We start from the raw sequence: 17,005 nt of genomic DNA, 5'->3' as shown, positions 1-17,005 counted from the left end.
GTGTGTCTATACGGGAGACGGATATTCTCAAAGCAATGCGAGAATCCCAATCCTTGAGGGTTGGGAGTAGGTCAAAGATGTTTACAGGCGGATGTGATGTTAAACGATCTCTCGAAACTTATCACAGAGCAACGAAACCCGAATTCGACTGATATTGACCTGAAATCGATCGAAGCGGTGTTGCAGATTTTTCATGAGGAAGATCGGAGAACGCTTGCGGCTGTCGAAGCCGAATCTGGTTCGATTGCGCAGGGGATAGCACTCATCACAGAAGCATTTCGGCAAGGTGGACGGCTTTTTTATATCGGTGCGGGGACAAGTGGTAGACTTGGTGTCCTTGATGCCTCCGAATGTCCACCGACGTTTAGCACGCCGCCGAGTATGGTACAGGGAATTATTGCCGGTGGGGACCGGGCGTTGCGTCGCTCTGTTGAGGCTGCGGAAGATAAACCTGACGCCGGGGCACAAGCTCTCCGCGATCACGGTGCAACCGATCAGGATGTAGTGGTCGGCATTGCTGTTAGCGGTCGCACGCCTTATGTGCTTGGCGCATTGAAGGAAGCCCATCGAATCGGTGCCAAGACGATTTTCCTGTGCTGCACCCCACCCGCTGATAACTTGAAGGCATTTGTAGATGTCTTTATTGTGCCCGTTGTGGGGCCGGAGATTATCACTGGTTCAACACGACTCAAAGCTGGGACAGCGACGAAATTGGTACTAAACACCCTCACCACTGTTTCGATGATCCAGATCGGGAAAGTCTACAACAACTTAATGGTTGATATTCAAGCATCAAACGCAAAACTGATTGATCGGGGGGCACGTATGATTATGGAGATTGCGGGGGTGGATTATGAGACGGCGCAAACCGCATTGGAGCGCGCCGATAGCAGTGCGAAAACCGCGATTGTCATGCTTGTGAGAGGGATTAATCGAGAGGAAGCGGTTGCATTATTGGAAGATAATGATGGTTTTCTCCGACGGGTGTTGGAGGACGACTCGTGATCGGGGTGTGAATTTTTTATCAGGAGACATAATATGCAAAATATCATCGCATGTAATTTGAATAGCTATGGGCAATATCACGACGGTGCGTATGCGCATCTTGCGAAGATTGGGTTGACGAACGTTGAGATCGCTGCGCCTGCGCCGGGAGATGTCGATAACGTGCTGGCGGAGTTGAAGTCCCACGGACTCACAGCGACTAGCGTTGCTGCGGGTTGCAATGTTCAGGATGAAAACGTCGTCTCGGACTTTCAGGTATGCTTGGACGCTGCAGACCAAATCGGCGTGAAGGTCATCTTTACTAGCGCCCATGGCGGGGACCATGATCGAAATATCATCTATGAACGGTTGAGACAGATTGGTGAAAGTGCCGCACCGCTGGGGATCAAGGTTTGTCTGGAAACGCATCTCGATCTAGCGCACAACGCAGATGTCGCGCTTGAGACGATGCAGGGGGTTGACCACCCGAATATCTGTATTAACTTCGACACCGGCAACGTCTATTTCTACAACCATGACGTTACCGCCGTCGAGGAGCTTAGGAAAATTATCGGGCATGTCGGTGCCGTGCACCTCAAAGATACCAACGGTGGGTATCGGACGTGGCACTTTCCAGCGCTCGGTGAGGGTGTGGTTGATTTCAAAGGTGTGTTTCAGATCTTGAACGATGCTGGATTCTATGGTCCCTGCGCGATGGAGTTGGAAGGGATTGAGGGTGAGGATATCGATGAGGCAGGGGTACAGTCACGAATGGAACAGTCTGTGACTTATCTCAAGAGTATTGGGATCATGGATTAAGGGGGCATTTCAAGAGATGGACTTTGGTGCCGTGTCCCCAAAAAAATGTTGACATGCCGCTGTGGAGTCGCTAAAATCAGCAACAATTGTTGGTTATGATTTTATTCATATTAACGCAAGTTAGCACACTGATTACGGCACGCTGAGCGTGTCTACTACTCTAGCTGGGAGGAATGGATAGATGGCTAAAGCGTTACCACTTGTTGCATATCCAGATTTAGAAGGTCGAGTCAAAGCTGTGGAGGAAGATGGCTTTGTCTATTTCCCTGGGGTCCTTAACGCGGAGGAAATTGCTGAACTGCGAGATGCCATGGATCGGTTGACGCAGATACCGGAAAGTTTCGATAGGTACAACACCCCGGAGAACGGCGGTTTTCTCAATAAACACATCAATAATGCCTTCAATCGGGATGTGGTTTTTCTACAATATCTTGATAAGCCGGAGATTATTGAATTGGGGGAAGCGATCCACGGTGAGGATTGCCACGTTATTGGAATGACAGCGTGGACTACGGGGCCCGGGCGTCCTGATCAGAACTTACATACCGATTGGCTGCCGATCAGCCTGCCGGCGGAGGTGTTGGCGGATCCGCGGGTGAAGGTTCCAATTTTTATCACCACCGCCCATTTTTATCTTGATGACCTGTACGAAGAATTGGGACCGACAAAGTTCATTCCGGGGAGCCATCGGGCGGGACGCAGCCCAAACGGCGATGTTGAGTATCAGGGTGTTGGGGATCACAGTATCTTGTGTAATGCCGGCGATGTCGTTGTTTTCCGAAGCGAGGTATGGCACCGTGGTTCGGCGAATACGAGCGATCAGGACCGGTATCTATTGCAGGTGCATTACGCGAAGCGGATGATTACACAGAAGTTTCCTCCCTATCTCAACAAGTTTCAGTTTGACGAAGCGATTCTCGCGCATGCAACGCCGCGGCAACGCCGGCTGCTTGGTGACCACCGACCAAGTAACTATGATTGAGAAAAATTTAGGTGATAGATGACTAGGGGTTGGAAGAGAAGGCTGGGACCGTTCCTGCGATTCTGATCTTCTTACGTTTTGCATGGTGTGTCCAACCTGAAGCGTGGCTTAGAATGTGGAACGTAGAAGCAAGAAGCGCGAGGAGAAATGGATCGAAAATCTAAAATCGCAGCCGACCAACCGAGTGCCAAGATTATCGCGTTGGTATTGTTGCTTGGCTTGCTCTGGGGTGGGAATTCTGTTTCGATTAAAATCGGCTTGCAGGATGTTCCGCCGTTTGCACTTGCGACGATGCGTTTTCTCCTCGGTTTTGCTGCGATTACGCTGTGGTCATTACAGCAGCGGGTTCAACTCCGAATGAATCCGGGCGAGTTGCTCCCACTACTCTTTGTGTCGCTGATTTTCACGCTGCAGATTAGCACGCTGAATCTCGGAACGCAGATCACAGAGGCGTCTCGTTCAACAGTTTTTATCAGCACATACCCGTTCTTTACTGCGTTGTTCGCGCATTTCTGGGTGCCGGGCGATCGGCTCTCATTCAGGAAAACAGTTGGGATTACCCTTGCGTTCGGTGGTGTCCTACTGACTTTCGGGGGCAATCTAAAATTTGACTCGCACGATTACCTGCGTGGGGACCTCATTGTCTTGCTGAGTGGTTGTCTGTTAGGGCTTCGGACGGTAGTCACCAAACTCATCATCCAATCCATCCACCCCTATCGCCTACTATTCTGGTTAATGATTTTCAGCATCCCATGTTTTGTTATTTCGAGTTTGTTCTTAGAGAGGGGTGCGAACTTTCACTTTTCAATTTCCGGTGTGAGCGCAATTTTCTATCAGGGCATCGTCATTGCTGGGTTTTGCTTTGTCTCTTGGACATCGATCCTTGAGAAGTACAGTCCAAGCAGGCTAGTCGTTCTGTTCTTTCTGACACCGTTGTTTGGTGTGTTGTTGAGCTATCTGCTCTTGGGCGATGAGATTGGCTTTGGGTTGATTGTCGGTGCCTGCTTGGTCGCTTATGGGATTTATCTTGTCAACAAAAATTGAGCATTAGAGCATAAAAACAGGGGCGCGAAATTCCAAATCGGGAGGACTGTATGCAAACGGACAAGGTCAGATTGGCGATCATTGGTTGCGGGGGTATGGCGGGAGCGCATCTGAACGCCTACATTGGTCTAAAGAATCTCGGCATCGATATCTTTGATTTTGTGGCGATGTGTGATGTAGATATAGATCGAGCGAAGGGGTTTGCTGCGAGAGCTGCCGAAGTGCAAGGGGGTGTGGAACCCAAGGTCTATGAGGACATTGATGAAATGCTAGCACAGGAGACGTTGACTGCCGCTGATATCTGTGGACCTCATTTCCTACATCACACGCTTGCGATTCGTTGCTTTGAGGCGGAAGTTGACGTCATCGTTGAGAAACCGCTGGGAGTAACGGTCCGTGCGGGCTGGAAGATGATAAAGAGTGCAGAAGCCAACAATCGCATTCTTGCCACCGCAGAGCAAGTGCGGCGGTGGGTGAGTTCACGCACGGTTGAGTGGCTAATCAACAAGGAGAAGCGGATTGGCGAGCCTCGTATGTTTTTTCGACAGGGTGTTAGTGGGGCTAACAAAGATCCCGGAAATCTTTTGCGCGATGAAATGACGACATGGCGGAAAGACAAACTCACGAGCGGTGGTAACGGGATCATTGATGGTGGAGTGCACTACATAGATCTTCTCATCTATTTTTACGGTGAGCCCGAAGAAATCTACGCCCGATCGGAGAATCTGAGCCAATACCAGTTCAAAGATTCGGACGGCAATTATGTGCCGCAGACCGTCGAGGACACGGCGCTTGCAACGATTACATTTAAGAGTGGCGTCATCGGTCAGTGGGTCAACACCGGTGCAGCTCCGGGGCGCGGTATCGGCTATAACAGCTATCACGGAAGCATCGGTTCCATCTACAGCACCGGTGGATACCCACAATCGCCTGAGTTGCAGCTATGGGATGGAAGCACTCAAGATCCAGACACCTTGCAAAGCACTTACATGGCGAATCTGAATCCGGAGGAGAAGGAGCGATTGTTCCCGCACGGCATTACGGAAGGGGTGATGCTTGAGGTCTACGATTTTCTGGATGCGGTGCGTACACGGCGTAGACCAGAGCTTGATGGGGTTGATGGTTTGAAGGCACAAGCGGTCTGCAACGCCATTTATGAATCGGGATGGATTGGTCAGGCTGTGAAATTCGATGATGTATATAATGACAGGGTGACAGGATATCAGGACGAGATCAACGAACGATGGGAGATCTGAATACCCTCCGAAAAGCAGAGGCTAGTCTGGGATAGCAGGGAGAAGAGGAGTGTATGGAATGGAAAGTTACGCTCGGTGTTGGCGGGGCGGTTGTGCGTGATGGGCAGCTCCTCTTGGTTCATCATGCCTATGGTGCCAAGATGTGGCAGATTCCGGGGGGATATGTCAAACCGGAGGAATGCGCCCATGATGGGGTTGTGCGAGAGATCTACGAAGAAACCCACATCCGCGCAGCGGTTGATGGCTTGATTGGGGTACGCCACCGCGTAAAAGAAGGTGATAACTCGACCTACCTTATTTTTAGATTGACGCCGCTTTCATCGGACGATCCCATTCCCGATGGACGCGAGGTTGAGGACGCTGGATACTTTAGCCTTGCCGAGATCGAAGCGTTTTCACCAGACGAAATTCCTGCGCTCAATAAGTGGGTGGCTCGGTGTGTTTTGGACAAGACGCCAAATATGCTGTTGGATCAGGGCGACCCAGATGGGCTTAATCGACCGTACAACCTTTACATTCGTCCTTGAACATTTTTACGTTTCACGCATGTTGCTTTGAATCTCCCGATTTATCGGGGATCTTATCGGGGAGGAGATTAAAGATACTGGAAACAATCCCAATGCTTTAGCGTTGGGTCAGATGGCGTAATTTTGCTTGCAATTCTAATCAAAAAATGGTGGCTCATGTAAAAAGAAAGTGCAAAGCACGAAAATAAATTGTAGGGGCGGGGTCTCCCGTCCTTATTTGCTAGTGCGGGTCGGGTGACCCGACCCCTACGAAGTTTTTGTTGCACGCTTTCTTAACATGAGCCAAAATGGTATACTTGGTTTGTCTTTCGGTGCGGGAATAGCGCACCGTCGCTTGGCGGTGTTTCCCACACCTACACTATAGGAAGCGAAAGACGGAAAGACAATCCCATGTTAAAAACACACAAAATCGCTTTAGATCCAAACAACGTCCAAGCGACACAATTCGCTCAACATTGTGGTTATGCTCGTGTTGCGTATAATCATGTGCGTGCTGATTTCAAGGCTGGGTTAAACAATGGTGAGTGGCGTAGTCATATAGAGTTAAACAAGCGATTCAATTCGGTCAAACATGAGCAATACGATTGGTGTAAACCCCTTAATCAGCGTGCTGCTCATAATGCGATTTACTTTAACTTTCAGAATGCCGTTAAAAAGTGGAAGTCAGGTGAGAGTCGGTTTCCCAAGTTCAAGAAGCGTTCTTGTGGTCAGAGTTTCCAAGCGGATGCAGGTCGAGGCACAACTATTATCGAAGGACGGCGTATAAAACTACCCAAGATAGGTTGGGTTCGCATGTTCCAAAAACTTCGACACCTCGGCACTATCGTCAAAGTGGTAATCTCAAAAACTGCTAACCGTTGGTTCGCTTCTATTACTGTGGATACTTTTACTGATGATTCGATTCCTGAGATTCGACAAAATCCTGTCGTAGGTGTAGACGTAGGTATCAATCACTTAGCTGTCACATCCGAAGGTGTATATCACGAAAACCCCAAAGCCTTAAAGCGTTACGAGCGCAAGCTAAAATGGCTGCAACGTCAGTTAAGCCGTCGGAAAAAAGGCAGTCGGAATTGGTATACGACGAAAGCGAAACTTGCCAAGCTACACTACCGTATCACCTGCATTCGACAAGATGTCCAACACCAGGCAACAACGGCTATCGTCAATAACGCAAGCCGCATTGGGATTGAGTCGCTAAATGTTGCAGGTATGCTTAAGAATCATAGGCTTGCAAAGGCGTTGTCGGATGCCTCGTTGTCGAGTTTCCTGTCTATGCTCAAATACAAGGCAGAACGGATAGGTGTCAATATTGCAGAAGCCGATACATTCTACCCGTCTAGTAAGACTTGCTCGGCATGTGGGGCGAAAGATAGTGACTTGTCCTTGTCGGATAGAACATACCATTGCAGTGTCTGTGGTCATACACAAGATAGAGACCTAAACGCTGCGATAAACCTGAGAAACGTCGCCATGGGACACATGGAGACGTAAAACGCTTGTGGAGAGACGGTAAGACCTCGGTTGTCGGGGCACGTCTCGTCGAAGCAAGAAAATAGCATGGAGATTCTAATGTCTACCAATAAGTCTGTTAAGAATCCCAATGTTTCAACATTGGGAGCAGTCAATCAACGCGAACAGGAAACAATCGTCAATGCAGACCAGCTCCAACAGGTCTGTAGTCAACTGTACCAAAAAGCGGGTGTCGCACGAGAGTACGCCGACACCATCGCTCAGATGCAGGTTTTAATGGATCTGCGAGGCGTTCCTTCACACGCCACACGCGGTGTGCCGGGTTATGTGCGGGGGATGATAAACGGTGGCACCAACCCGAATCCAGAGCGTCTGCCCTACTCGATGCCGATCGTGGCTTGGGGCACCTTGTTGCTATCCACGGGATGAACCTCGCCATCGAAAAAGCGAAGGCAACTTCGATCGGCATTGTGGTTGTGCGCAACAGCCAACACTTCGGTGCTGCCTCTAGTCATGCGATGCGTGCACTTGAACATGACATGATTGGCTTTGCAACCACCAATGGAGGCGGTGTGAACGTGGCGGTCTTTGGTGCGAGGACCAACTCAATCGGTAACAACGCGCTCGCTTTTGCCATTCCCGCTGGCGAAGAACCGCCGATTGTGTTGGATATGGCGTGTGGCGCTGCGGCTGCTGGCAGAATTGGGACCGCACGGATGTATAATCAGAAGATTCCTTTGGGCTGGGGACTGGACGAGAATGGGGAGGAGACCGATGATCCATCAAAGGTGGCCGCGATCCTACCCGCTGCTGGTCCGAAAGGCTCTGCACTCGCGATTATCATGGATGTACTGTGTGGGCCGTTGGGTGGCGGACTGATGGGAATCAATAAAGCGTACAATCCACGGAATGCACCACCTGAAAAAATTGCGACCGCTCACTTTTTCTTTGCTATCAACATTGCGAATTTGACCTCGGTGGATCAATTTAAGGAAGAAATGGACGAACAGATCCGCACGACCCGTAAAGCGGAACCGCGGGTGGGATTTGATCGGGTAACGCTTCCCGGTGAAATTGAATGGGAACTCACCCAAGAACGTCGTGCAAACGGTATTCCGCTCCACAGGTCTCAAGTAGTAAGCCTTGAAGAGTTGGCAGATGAGCTTGGAGTGCTTGTGCCTTGGAAGACGTAAAACGTGAAAACAACTTGTTCATGGGTTCATTGATGTAGTTGGGCTCGGAAGTCCAACCTACGGGTATTGGTCTCAGCCCTGATAGATTGGGATGTAGGTCGAGATTCATATCTCGACACAAAACTGTTGGAGTCGGGTTTTCCAACCCGTTGGGCGAGCGAACCTCGCTCCTACGATAAGGCATTTGTTGGTGAATGACGGGCACGCCTCACATAAATGTCAACAGAACCTAGTCACTTCGTCTGGGACTGCACACCAACTTCTTCGGTGATGATTAGGAGTTGATTCGCTTCAACGTCCTTGAGTATTTGCTCTGTACCGCTGGGCCAGGTGATTTTTACCGCTTCCGCTTTTGTTTCCGTCCCTAGTCCAAAGAGGAGCCGCAGGTCGTGTCCGGAGAGATAGCTTGATCCCGCTTGTACCTCTTTCATCTGGGCATGGGAACGGGTTACAACTTCGACGCGTGTGCCTATCCCATCACGATTGCTTTTGCCGCCAACGGTTTTTATCATCAACCAGTTATATTTGTTTCCGCCTTCGTTGCGGAGTAGCACCCCTTCCTGATTCAGATTTACGACAAAAATGTCAGTGTCGCCATCGTTATCGTAATCGCCAAAGGCGGCGCCACGCCCCACCCTTTTAGTTGAGAAATACTCGCCGGACTGCTCGGAGGCATCCGCAAAAGTGCCCTCCCCGGTGTTGATGAAAAGCTGGTCGGTTTGTGCGTATTCGAGCGCGTCAGATTCCGTTGGATAGAGATGACCGTTGGCGACAAAGAGATCTAATGCTCCATCGTTGTTTGCATCGAAGAACTTTGTTCCGAAAGCCAATTTTAGGAAACTGACTTCCCCTAGACCCGCGATGTTTGTGAAGTCGATTAGGGCACCGTCTGCGGTGTTATGGTACAGTGTATTTGTCTCGTTGGAGAAGTTAGTGGCGAAAATGTCCAGCGTGCCATCGTTGTTGTAGTCGCCGAAATCGACTCCCATCCCACCTTCCGCGACGCCGTGCTCGTTATACGCTGCGCCTGCAAAGGGAGCGATATCCACAAAACGTCCGTCCCCGACATTGCGGTAGAGAAAATTGGGTGTTGTGTCGTTGGCGACATAGATATCGATACGCCCATCGTTGTCGTAATCCCCACAGGTGACACCGAGTCCTTTGCCATCGTCGTTATAAACGCCTGCTTGCTTCGTTACATCGGTAAATGTGCCGTTGCCGTTGTTTCTGTAAAGGGTGTCTGAGATGCCCGCGTAGACCTGTGGATTGGAATAAATTCGCCGTCCGCGGGAATCATACCAATTCCGATCTTTTGCTATATCATAATCGAGGTAGTTGACGACGTAGAGGTCTAGGTTGCCATCATGGTCGTAATCCACGAATGCACAACTTGAACTCCATCTTTGCCCGTTTCCCACACCCGCGTGAGCGGTCGCATCGGTGAACGTTCCATCCCCGTTGTTCTGATACAGGAGATTTTCGCCGAAATTGGTTACGTACAAATCTGAGTCGCCGTCGTTGTCGTAATCTGCGGCAACACAGCCCATACCGTAGCCGGCGTCTCCCCCACTGGCTGCCGTGGTCACATCGGTGAACGTGCCGTCTCCGTTGTTCCGATAGAGGGTGTTCACCGGTGGGGAAGCTGTCTCAAAGCCGGGCAGCGGTGCGCCGTTGACGATGTAAAGGTCTAAATCGCCGTCATTATCATAATCGAGAAAAGCTGCGCCTGATCCCATTGTTTCCAGATAGAGCTTGCGGTCACTGGCACCATTGACGTGCTTGAACGCAATTCCTGCCTCTGCAGTTACATCAAGGAACTGAACCGCAGTTTGTGCGTGGCAGAGCGGGAGGAAAAGATTGAGTATCAAGAGCGACCAATGTTTTAGCTTTCGTTCCATTCAACCATCCGTTATTCTATTTGGCTCGGAGTTGCCGGGCTATTCTGAATGCCCGAACCGCTTTTTCTGATTCGCCAAGCCGTTTATATGTTTCACCGAGATTTTCGTGGAATTCCGGGTTGTGTGGATCGAACCGAATAGCAGTGGTGAATGACTGTGTTGCGTCGGAATACCTTCTCTGTAGAAAGTAACTCATCCCAAGACTATTATGTGTCTTTGGTTCATTGGGCGCGAGGCGGACAGCGGTTTCGCAAACACGCTGCATTTTGTCTAGCTGGTTGAGTCTCATATAGCATACCGCGAGTATATTGTAGGTTTCCCAGCTGTTGGGACTAAGTTTGATGGATTGCTCTAAAGGTGTAATGGCTCTCTCAAATCTGCCGTATTGTACGTGAACGCGCCCAAGCTGCTGCCAGCGCTCAGGGTTGTCTGGACTTTGCTGAAGGGCGATTTCAAGCTGCGAAACAAGATTCATATAAGGCTTGAGGTTTTGGTACTTTCTAATCAGTTCGGCACCTTTCTGGACGCTCCCTTGTCTGATATATGTGTTTCCCAGACTGTAGTACGCCCGGATCTGATTTGGGTCCAGGTCAATAACCCGTTCAAAACAGATAATCGCATCATCAAATTTGCCCTGTTTCAGATAGACCATGCCGAGGTCATAGTATGGGTGGTACGGGTAATCTGGGGTAACTTTAGGATTCAGTTCGACAGCTCGGCGCAACGCCTGAATCGCCTCTGGATACTGGTTTCGTCTGAAGTAGGCAACGCCGAGCATCTGGTGTGAAGTGGGATTTTTGGGATCTAGCTTGATTGCGGTTTGGAGAGATTCGATTGCCTCTCTGGTTTTGGCAAGGTAGAGCAGGTAGATGCGTCCTAGGAGACGGTGCGCTTGCTCGCGGTTGGGGTCGATTTGAACGGCTTTTTTGAGTGATTCCACAGCAAGTAGATAATCCTCGTTTTTACTTAGGTCTAGCCCGCGATTGTAGTATTCCACGAAAGCAGAGGGCTCGTTACCTTCGGGCGCAGGCTGCAATGCCTGTGTGGAATGAACCTTGCGATCACTCTGAGAAACTTCCGATCCCTTGTCCCCTAGCTGAGCGCTTGACCCCAATTTCAATTTTCTGAGTTCAACAGTTGTGTATTGTGGTTCACCCTCGGTAATCTGAATGAACCGATCGAGGGGTACGTTATGGAACGTTTGCGTAAATCCAGTAGTGTGCCAGAAGATTTCGAGCCTCACGATTTTTTTTGCCTGCCCTAAGCCGATTGTTTGTCGGAGTGGATTGGCACCGAAGCTGCCCCCACTGTTGACATACTTATAAATCGAACGTCGCTCCCCGTTTTCGATGATCTCGGTGTGGATGCGCGCCCCGACTGCTGACCGGTTGGAATCCACACCGACCAGCTTGATCGCGAGAAAATGGTTCCTGAAGCCGGGGTTTTCATACAGGACGTTACTATACCCATCGCCGGGAAAGGCACCGCCCATCTGCTCGAAGATGTCTTGATCGCCATCGTTATCAAGGTCTGCGAAGACGACGGCGTGTCCCTTCTGTAGATGCCCAAATCCTCCGGCGTAGGTTACGTCGACAAAATCTATGCCACGCCGATTGCGATACATGACACTTGGCATGAGATTTTTATAATCTGGATATCCGGTGCCGAGATAAAAATCGAGATAGCCGTCATTATCGAGGTCACCGAAGTTTGATCCCATTGGCGCATTGGGTTGGACTAGATTGTGTTGTCGTGCAACCTCCTCGAAACTACCTTGCCCAGTCCCGCGATACAGACGTGGTAATCCGTCCTCACTTAGATCGGGACGGTTATGATATGTCATTCTTGATTCTGTTCCTATCGCAGCAGGTGGGGTGCCTAGGGAGATGCCGAGGGCGTTTGCTGCGAGATGCGAAATGCCAGCGGAATAAGCGGACACATACAGATCCAATGTCCCATCGTTGTCAAAGTCCCAAAACCAAGCGGGAAAGCTGCGTATCGGACATCGGTGAAAGTGCCGTCCCCGTTATTGCGAAAGAGACGGTTGACACCTTTGAAATTAGACACATATAGGTCGAGGAAACGATCTGCATTGTAATCGCCCCAGATCACTGACTTGGTAAAACCGTAGTTTTGCACACCGGCTTCCGCAGCTACATCGGAGAATGTGCCATCGCCGTTGTTGCGGAATAGCTGACAGGGGGCGTTGAATGCCTCGGTTGACTCGTTTCCAATATACAAATCGAGATTTCCGTCGTTATCGTAGTCGCCCCAAGATGCTGTCTGAGTGGGATAGTGCACCTCGCCTAAACCTGCGTCGAAGGTTACATCGGTGAACGTGCTGTCGCCATTGTTACGTAACAGGGAGTTTGGGTGTTGGCCCGCTGTCTCGAGCCAAGCGCCCCGCAATACAAAGAGATCAATGTCGTCATCATTATCGTAATCTGCTTGAAGAAGGTTTAGTCCACCGTACAGACCTAGCAAGCCCGCTTGTTCTGTTTGCTCTGAGAATGTCCCATTTTGATTGTTTCGGAAAAATCGGAGTTGTCCAGTAGGGTCCCACGTCGAAACGACGAGATCCAGATAATTGTCGTTGTCAAAGTCATCCATGATTGCGCCGCCAGATAGATCGAATGTATCAAGCCCCAAATGGGGAGCGATATTGGTGAAACGCGGGAGTTCCTCTGCAGATTGGAACGCCTCTGGGGGCAGCAGGTATGGCTTGGGAACCTGTTCTGGGTAAGCACCGATAGTCATGTATGCGATGTTGAGCAGCCATCTCGCCTCTAGATGGAGCGACAATTCGACCGTTGTGTTTCGCAGCACTTCGGTGAGGTAGGTTATTGCCTGTAGTGAACCCTCTTGTTGGGTATGAATCCCGCCATCTCGTAACGGCAGAATGCAGCTGTCAGGGTTGCTCGCAGTTCCGATTTCGCTGGGGCAGCAATTCTGTGTTTCGCCCTTTCGCATATATGCGACGCCGAGGCGAAAGAGGGTTTGATTCGCCATCAACGGGGAGAGTTGTCCCCTTAATCGGGGCAGCAGTTTTCCTGCTTGTGTGAGCTGATCTATTGCCGCCTCTTCATTACCGAGCCGAAGTTCTGCCTCACCGAGTTCTGTATGGAGACGCCATCGGTTTAGATCTGAAGCATCGACGGGTAAGTTGGCGAGATGTCTACGCAGCTGGCGCGCCATTCCCTCGCCTATGTAATTATTCTTTTCGGCAGTTTGATCAGCGATCTGCTTGAGAAGGGTGAGCATTCTTTGATGGCTGGTTGTTGATGTGTCAGCCTCGACGGAAACGTAACCCGTTATGACAAAGGTTGTGACGACAACGAGCAAACCCGACACAACGCGGTGGAACCACCTTGGGGATGTTTTGGTAGACGATTGTTTTTCGGCTTGAGTTCTCGAATTCAAGCTGGTAGTATAGTACGCTGTGTTGCTAAAATTTCGCTTGATAATTGGCATTGGTGATGCTACCCTAAAAGCGTGATGAACTGTGACTCTCGGTTTGCCACCAAGGTCTGCCTACGGAGGCGTTTAATTTTGAGAAACAATCAAACGTTCAAATATTCCGATGAAAATCGTCATCTGGAAGCGCTTGTTGATCAGTTAGATCCCAACGGTGCCCCTCAGATTCGTTGGGTTTATCGTGCTGCTCGACATATAAAAGCGGGTGGTGGGAGACTTGGTATCTTTTCCGGATCTTTCAACCCGCTCACCGTCGCCCATATCAGAATGATTGAAGCGGCACAAAAAAGATACGATCTGGACGAGATTCTGCTAATTTTGGCGAGGGCAAATGTTGATAAGGGTGTGTTCGGTCTTTCGCTTGCAGATCGGCTATTGATGCTCAAGGCGTACACAGCGAATCGGGAGGATTTTTCTGTTGCGGCTTGCAGCCACGGCAAATTTATTGAGAAGATCGAAGCGTTAAGGCCTGCGTATCCCTCCGGTACACACTTCTCATTCATTGTTGGCTATGATACGTTCATTCGCCTGTTCGACCCAAAATATTATACCAATTTGCACGTTGCATTGGAAGCCCTTTTTGATCAATGTCGCTTCATCGTTGCAAACCGCCACAACTATGACGCGGATGCTGTGAGACAGGTGATGGAATCGCCGGACTACCGTCGTTACGCGAGCGGGATTGATCTGATCGAGTTGCCAGATTTTTATGCGGAGATTTCTTCGACGGATATCCGAGCGCAGATTCAGGCGGGAAATTCGGTGGATCACCTTGTGCCATCGGAAGTGCAGGGATTCCTCAAGGCAGTTCAGGCTTATCAGGCTTGAACACTGATTGGGACCGGGGTTGTCCACTCGTAATGAATGACGACCCGGTTGGTCCTTGGACAGGCGTAAACTTGTTGATCTAGATGGCTACAGTGCTGACATGTCCGGGGCCGACTCCCTAACTGTGCTGGTGAAAAAAACTCGCATTTCGTGGCAATCTGTTTCATCTGCTCGTGATTTGCCGCGGTCAGATAGAACGCCTCAACTGACCCTCCTACGAGATTGATGACGCGATCTGTCCGTCCTTCTCCTTGCCATATCTCGTTAATCAGCTCTTCCAAGATGGCGCGATAGGTCTGTTCTCCACTCGGTTCTGGTGAATGGAGGGTGATGTCGGTTGCTAGGCTATATTGCATCAGGTTTTTCAAGCGACTCTTCTGCTTGCGATATTCTGCTCTCATTTCAGCCATGAAGTTTTTACGAAATTCTTCCCAACCAATTTCTCTGGATCCCCACTGCGTAAGCAACTCCTTTGATGGTGCCAATTCGGTAATATTTTGCATGGCGGGAATTTTTTCATAACAGATTGCGTATTTTTTAACCGTTTTGGTGGCTGCGGCATTTTCAACTGAGTTCAGGTATAGCATGATGTTACCTCTTTTCTGTTAGAAATTATCGTGTCTTATTGAAGAAAAAACGTGTTCTTCACCGTGGGTGTGGCGAAGCATTATTTTAACCCTCTTTAAGAACGGCAAGATTGCTAATCTTGATACAAAAAGCGTATCAGCAATTTTTTTCAGGTTTAATCTACTGTCGTGCACATAGAAGTAGGAGCATTGTAGAATTGACGTGTTTTTTAACTTGGCATTACATTTGCATGGAGGAATACAATGGCACAAACAGGTACACAGGTTGTTGTAAGACCGGACAATAGCGTAGGAACGAAGGTGACTGAGATTCGGTCGCCGGGACGGGGTGAGGTACTTGTTGAGACAGTGTGTACGCTGATTAGCGCGGGCACGGAACTCGGCACGCAAGAGCAGGGACGGACCGACGATTTTACCCCCGGTTATTCAAACACCGGCCGAATTGTCGAAATTGGTGAAGCGGTGGAGGGGTACGAAATCGGGGACCGTGTATTGTCGCTAGGACACCACGCAAGTCATGTTACTGTGTCTGCTGCACCACAGTCGCTGGCGAAGCTGCCGGATAGCGTGTCCTTCGATGAGGGTACTTTCGGTGTGCTTGGCAGTGTTGCGATGCACGGTGTCAGAAAGGCTCGGATTGAGCTGGGTGAGTTCGCCTGCATTACGGGGATGGGACTTGTCGGTCAGTTAGCGCTGCAGCTTGCGGCGCAAACAGGTGCTGAGTTACTCTTTGCGATTGATTTAAGTGATGCGCGGTTAGATGTGGCAAAAGTTTCAGGAGCGACGCACCTACTGAATCCGAACCGCTGTGATCTCCGTTCGGAAGTCGCTAACATCACTGAAGGACGCGGACTGGATGTGACTATCGAGGCTTCTGGCTACCCGGAGCTGCTTCCTATTGCATTTGACATGGCGCGGATTGGCGGGCGCATCATGGCGTTGGGATCGATCTGGCACCGAAAGGTCGAGGTGGATTTTATGGACTTTCATCTGAAGGAACTCACCTTAGTTGGGTGTCATCAGCCGAAATGCCCGACGGTTGCGACGCCTGCGTTTCCTTGGACACAGCAATATAACCGACGGCAGATTTTGAAGATGATTGAGCGTGGCGGAATCAATGTGAATCGTTTAATCACACACCGACTGCCATATACAGAAGCGGGTGAAGCTTACCGGCTGCTGCGCGATGAACGTGACAAATCGTTGGGGGCTGTGTTGACTTGGTAGGTAGTTATAGACTTCTTGAACGCAGATTGTTTTGCCCCCTGATCTCATCGAGCGACACGGAGAAAATAATACGTAATGGGTAAGATTTGGTCTTTACCCGTTATGTACGACGTAGCTTATGCGGTTGATGTAACCAATTGACGGTTTATTTCTTTTTGACATACTCCAAAACCTAAAGGATTTGGATTCTTTAGGAATCGAATTGCGCTATCGACAAGGATTGGACGGCGAACCGCCTCTTATATCCTCTCCTTCGCGGGTTGATGCCCCAACCCGAAAGATGTTAATTGCAGCGTTGCGGTCTCGGTCATGTGTCGTGCCACAATCGTTACAACGCCAGTTTCTATCACGCAAGTTCAACGCTTGATTAATAGCACCACAAGCCGAACAGGTTTTACTCGAAGGATACCATTTATCAATGAACCTGATTTTAACACCCTTCTTTTGTGCAATATACATCAACTTTTTGACAAAATCGGCAAAGCCTAAATCACTGACTTTGCGCCCCCAAAGGCGTTTGATGCCTTTAAGGTTCAAATCTTCGAGCCGTATCTCGTCGTATTCGTCAGTCAGTTGGTGTGCAAGTTTCCAATGGAAGTCCGCTCGTTGCCGTTCAATCTTGCGGTGCTTGCGTGCCAAGTCAAGCCTTGCTCTTTGACGATTCTTTGATTTCTTCTGAGTCCGTGAATGCGCTCGGTTGGCACGTTTGATAGCAT

General features: G+C 49.8%; 16 protein-coding genes. 11 read left to right on the top strand and 5 right to left on the bottom strand.

What is annotated here, in order from left to right:
- Positions 1–96 precede the first annotated feature (96 nt).
- The 9 genes from murQ to J4G02_12765 all read left to right on the top strand — a co-directional run bounded on the left by murQ (position 97) and on the right by J4G02_12765 (position 8,275).
- A complete protein-coding gene (murQ, locus tag J4G02_12805; GenBank protein MCE2395458.1) occupies positions 97–1,005 on the top strand; it encodes an N-acetylmuramic acid 6-phosphate etherase in 909 nt (302 codons plus the stop codon).
- Positions 1,006–1,038: 33 nt separating this feature from the next.
- Positions 1,039–1,803 (top strand): sugar phosphate isomerase/epimerase, encoded by a 765-nt coding sequence (locus J4G02_12800; protein ID MCE2395457.1) that lies wholly within the window; start codon positions 1,039–1,041, stop codon positions 1,801–1,803.
- A 181-nt stretch (positions 1,804–1,984) separates the two neighbouring features.
- Complete coding sequence (locus J4G02_12795; GenBank protein MCE2395456.1) at positions 1,985–2,785, top strand: phytanoyl-CoA dioxygenase family protein; 801 nt, start codon at positions 1,985–1,987, stop codon at positions 2,783–2,785.
- Positions 2,786–2,932: 147 nt separating this feature from the next.
- A complete protein-coding gene (locus J4G02_12790; protein MCE2395455.1) occupies positions 2,933–3,829 on the top strand; it encodes a DMT family transporter in 897 nt (298 codons plus the stop codon).
- Positions 3,830–3,879: 50 nt separating this feature from the next.
- Positions 3,880–5,085 carry a Gfo/Idh/MocA family oxidoreductase gene (locus J4G02_12785; GenBank protein ID MCE2395454.1) on the top strand — a complete coding sequence of 402 codons (1,206 nt, stop codon included), beginning with the start codon at positions 3,880–3,882 and terminating at the stop codon, positions 5,083–5,085.
- A 53-nt stretch (positions 5,086–5,138) separates the two neighbouring features.
- Positions 5,139–5,612 (top strand): NUDIX hydrolase, encoded by a 474-nt coding sequence (locus J4G02_12780; GenBank protein ID MCE2395453.1) that lies wholly within the window; start codon positions 5,139–5,141, stop codon positions 5,610–5,612.
- 390 nt (positions 5,613–6,002) lie between these two features.
- On the top strand, positions 6,003–7,103 hold the full coding sequence (locus tag J4G02_12775; protein ID MCE2395452.1) for a transposase: 1,101 nt from the start codon (positions 6,003–6,005) through the stop codon (positions 7,101–7,103).
- 78 nt (positions 7,104–7,181) lie between these two features.
- Complete coding sequence (locus tag J4G02_12770) at positions 7,182–7,511, top strand: Ldh family oxidoreductase (GenBank protein ID MCE2395451.1); 330 nt, start codon at positions 7,182–7,184, stop codon at positions 7,509–7,511.
- Positions 7,481–8,275, top strand: coding sequence for an Ldh family oxidoreductase (locus J4G02_12765; protein ID MCE2395450.1), 795 nt, complete (start codon positions 7,481–7,483; stop codon positions 8,273–8,275). Before J4G02_12770 ends, J4G02_12765 begins: the two co-directional genes overlap by 31 nt.
- 233 nt (positions 8,276–8,508) lie before the next feature.
- On the opposite strand, the gene J4G02_12760 is transcribed toward J4G02_12765, so the two are convergent.
- From J4G02_12760 to J4G02_12750, 3 genes are read right to left on the bottom strand one after another with little or no spacing between them, the layout of a single operon-like run.
- Positions 8,509–10,173 carry a CRTAC1 family protein gene (locus J4G02_12760; GenBank protein MCE2395449.1) on the bottom strand — a complete coding sequence of 555 codons (1,665 nt, stop codon included), beginning with the start codon at positions 10,171–10,173 and terminating at the stop codon, positions 8,509–8,511.
- A 16-nt stretch (positions 10,174–10,189) separates the two neighbouring features.
- Positions 10,190–12,112 carry a tetratricopeptide repeat protein gene (locus J4G02_12755; GenBank protein MCE2395448.1) on the bottom strand — a complete coding sequence of 641 codons (1,923 nt, stop codon included), beginning with the start codon at positions 12,110–12,112 and terminating at the stop codon, positions 10,190–10,192.
- Positions 12,052–13,524 carry a VCBS repeat-containing protein gene (locus J4G02_12750; GenBank protein ID MCE2395447.1) on the bottom strand — a complete coding sequence of 491 codons (1,473 nt, stop codon included), beginning with the start codon at positions 13,522–13,524 and terminating at the stop codon, positions 12,052–12,054. The genes J4G02_12755 and J4G02_12750 overlap by 61 nt, the downstream gene beginning before the upstream one ends.
- A 198-nt stretch (positions 13,525–13,722) precedes the next feature.
- On the opposite strand from J4G02_12750, the gene J4G02_12745 reads away from it, so the two are divergent.
- Positions 13,723–14,475, top strand: a complete 753-nt coding sequence (locus tag J4G02_12745) for a nicotinate-nicotinamide nucleotide adenylyltransferase (GenBank protein ID MCE2395446.1) — start codon at positions 13,723–13,725, stop codon at positions 14,473–14,475.
- Here J4G02_12745 and J4G02_12740 read toward each other — a convergent pair.
- On the bottom strand, positions 14,466–15,062 hold the full coding sequence (locus J4G02_12740) for a hypothetical protein (protein ID MCE2395445.1): 597 nt from the start codon (positions 15,060–15,062) through the stop codon (positions 14,466–14,468). The two genes, J4G02_12745 and J4G02_12740, sit on opposite strands and share 10 nt — an antisense overlap.
- 243 nt (positions 15,063–15,305) lie before the next feature.
- On the opposite strand from J4G02_12740, the gene J4G02_12735 reads away from it, so the two are divergent.
- Positions 15,306–16,289 (top strand): zinc-binding alcohol dehydrogenase, encoded by a 984-nt coding sequence (locus J4G02_12735; protein MCE2395444.1) that lies wholly within the window; start codon positions 15,306–15,308, stop codon positions 16,287–16,289.
- Positions 16,290–16,496: 207 nt separating this feature from the next.
- On the opposite strand, the gene J4G02_12730 is transcribed toward J4G02_12735, so the two are convergent.
- The coding region (locus tag J4G02_12730; protein MCE2395443.1) for a transposase at positions 16,497–17,005 on the bottom strand (509 nt) is incomplete at its 5' end.

It is taken from the genome of Candidatus Poribacteria bacterium (assembly GCA_021295755.1).
Taxonomy (GTDB): domain Bacteria; phylum Poribacteria; class WGA-4E; order WGA-4E; family PCPOR2b; genus PCPOR2b.
The sequence above is the reverse complement of the archived record's forward strand: the minus strand, read 5'-3'. Positions and strand labels throughout refer to the sequence as shown.

Excerpts from the sequence above, each read along its gene's own strand:
- J4G02_12770 (MCE2395451.1), top strand. The coding sequence starts at position 7,182 with ATGTCTACCAATAAGTCTGTTAAGAATCCCAATGTTTCAACATTGGGA.
- J4G02_12740 (MCE2395445.1), bottom strand. The coding sequence starts at position 15,062 with ATGCTATACCTGAACTCAGTTGAAAATGCCGCAGCCACCAAAACGGTT.
- J4G02_12795 (MCE2395456.1), top strand. The coding sequence starts at position 1,985 with ATGGCTAAAGCGTTACCACTTGTTGCATATCCAGATTTAGAAGGTCGA.
- J4G02_12785 (MCE2395454.1), top strand. The coding sequence starts at position 3,880 with ATGCAAACGGACAAGGTCAGATTGGCGATCATTGGTTGCGGGGGTATG.
- J4G02_12735 (MCE2395444.1), top strand. The coding sequence starts at position 15,306 with ATGGCACAAACAGGTACACAGGTTGTTGTAAGACCGGACAATAGCGTA.
- J4G02_12780 (MCE2395453.1), top strand. The coding sequence starts at position 5,139 with ATGGAATGGAAAGTTACGCTCGGTGTTGGCGGGGCGGTTGTGCGTGAT.
- J4G02_12800 (MCE2395457.1), top strand. The coding sequence starts at position 1,039 with ATGCAAAATATCATCGCATGTAATTTGAATAGCTATGGGCAATATCAC.
- J4G02_12790 (MCE2395455.1), top strand. The coding sequence starts at position 2,933 with ATGGATCGAAAATCTAAAATCGCAGCCGACCAACCGAGTGCCAAGATT.
- J4G02_12775 (MCE2395452.1), top strand. The coding sequence starts at position 6,003 with ATGTTAAAAACACACAAAATCGCTTTAGATCCAAACAACGTCCAAGCG.
- J4G02_12760 (MCE2395449.1), bottom strand. The coding sequence starts at position 10,173 with ATGGAACGAAAGCTAAAACATTGGTCGCTCTTGATACTCAATCTTTTC.
- murQ (MCE2395458.1), top strand. The coding sequence starts at position 97 with ATGTTAAACGATCTCTCGAAACTTATCACAGAGCAACGAAACCCGAAT.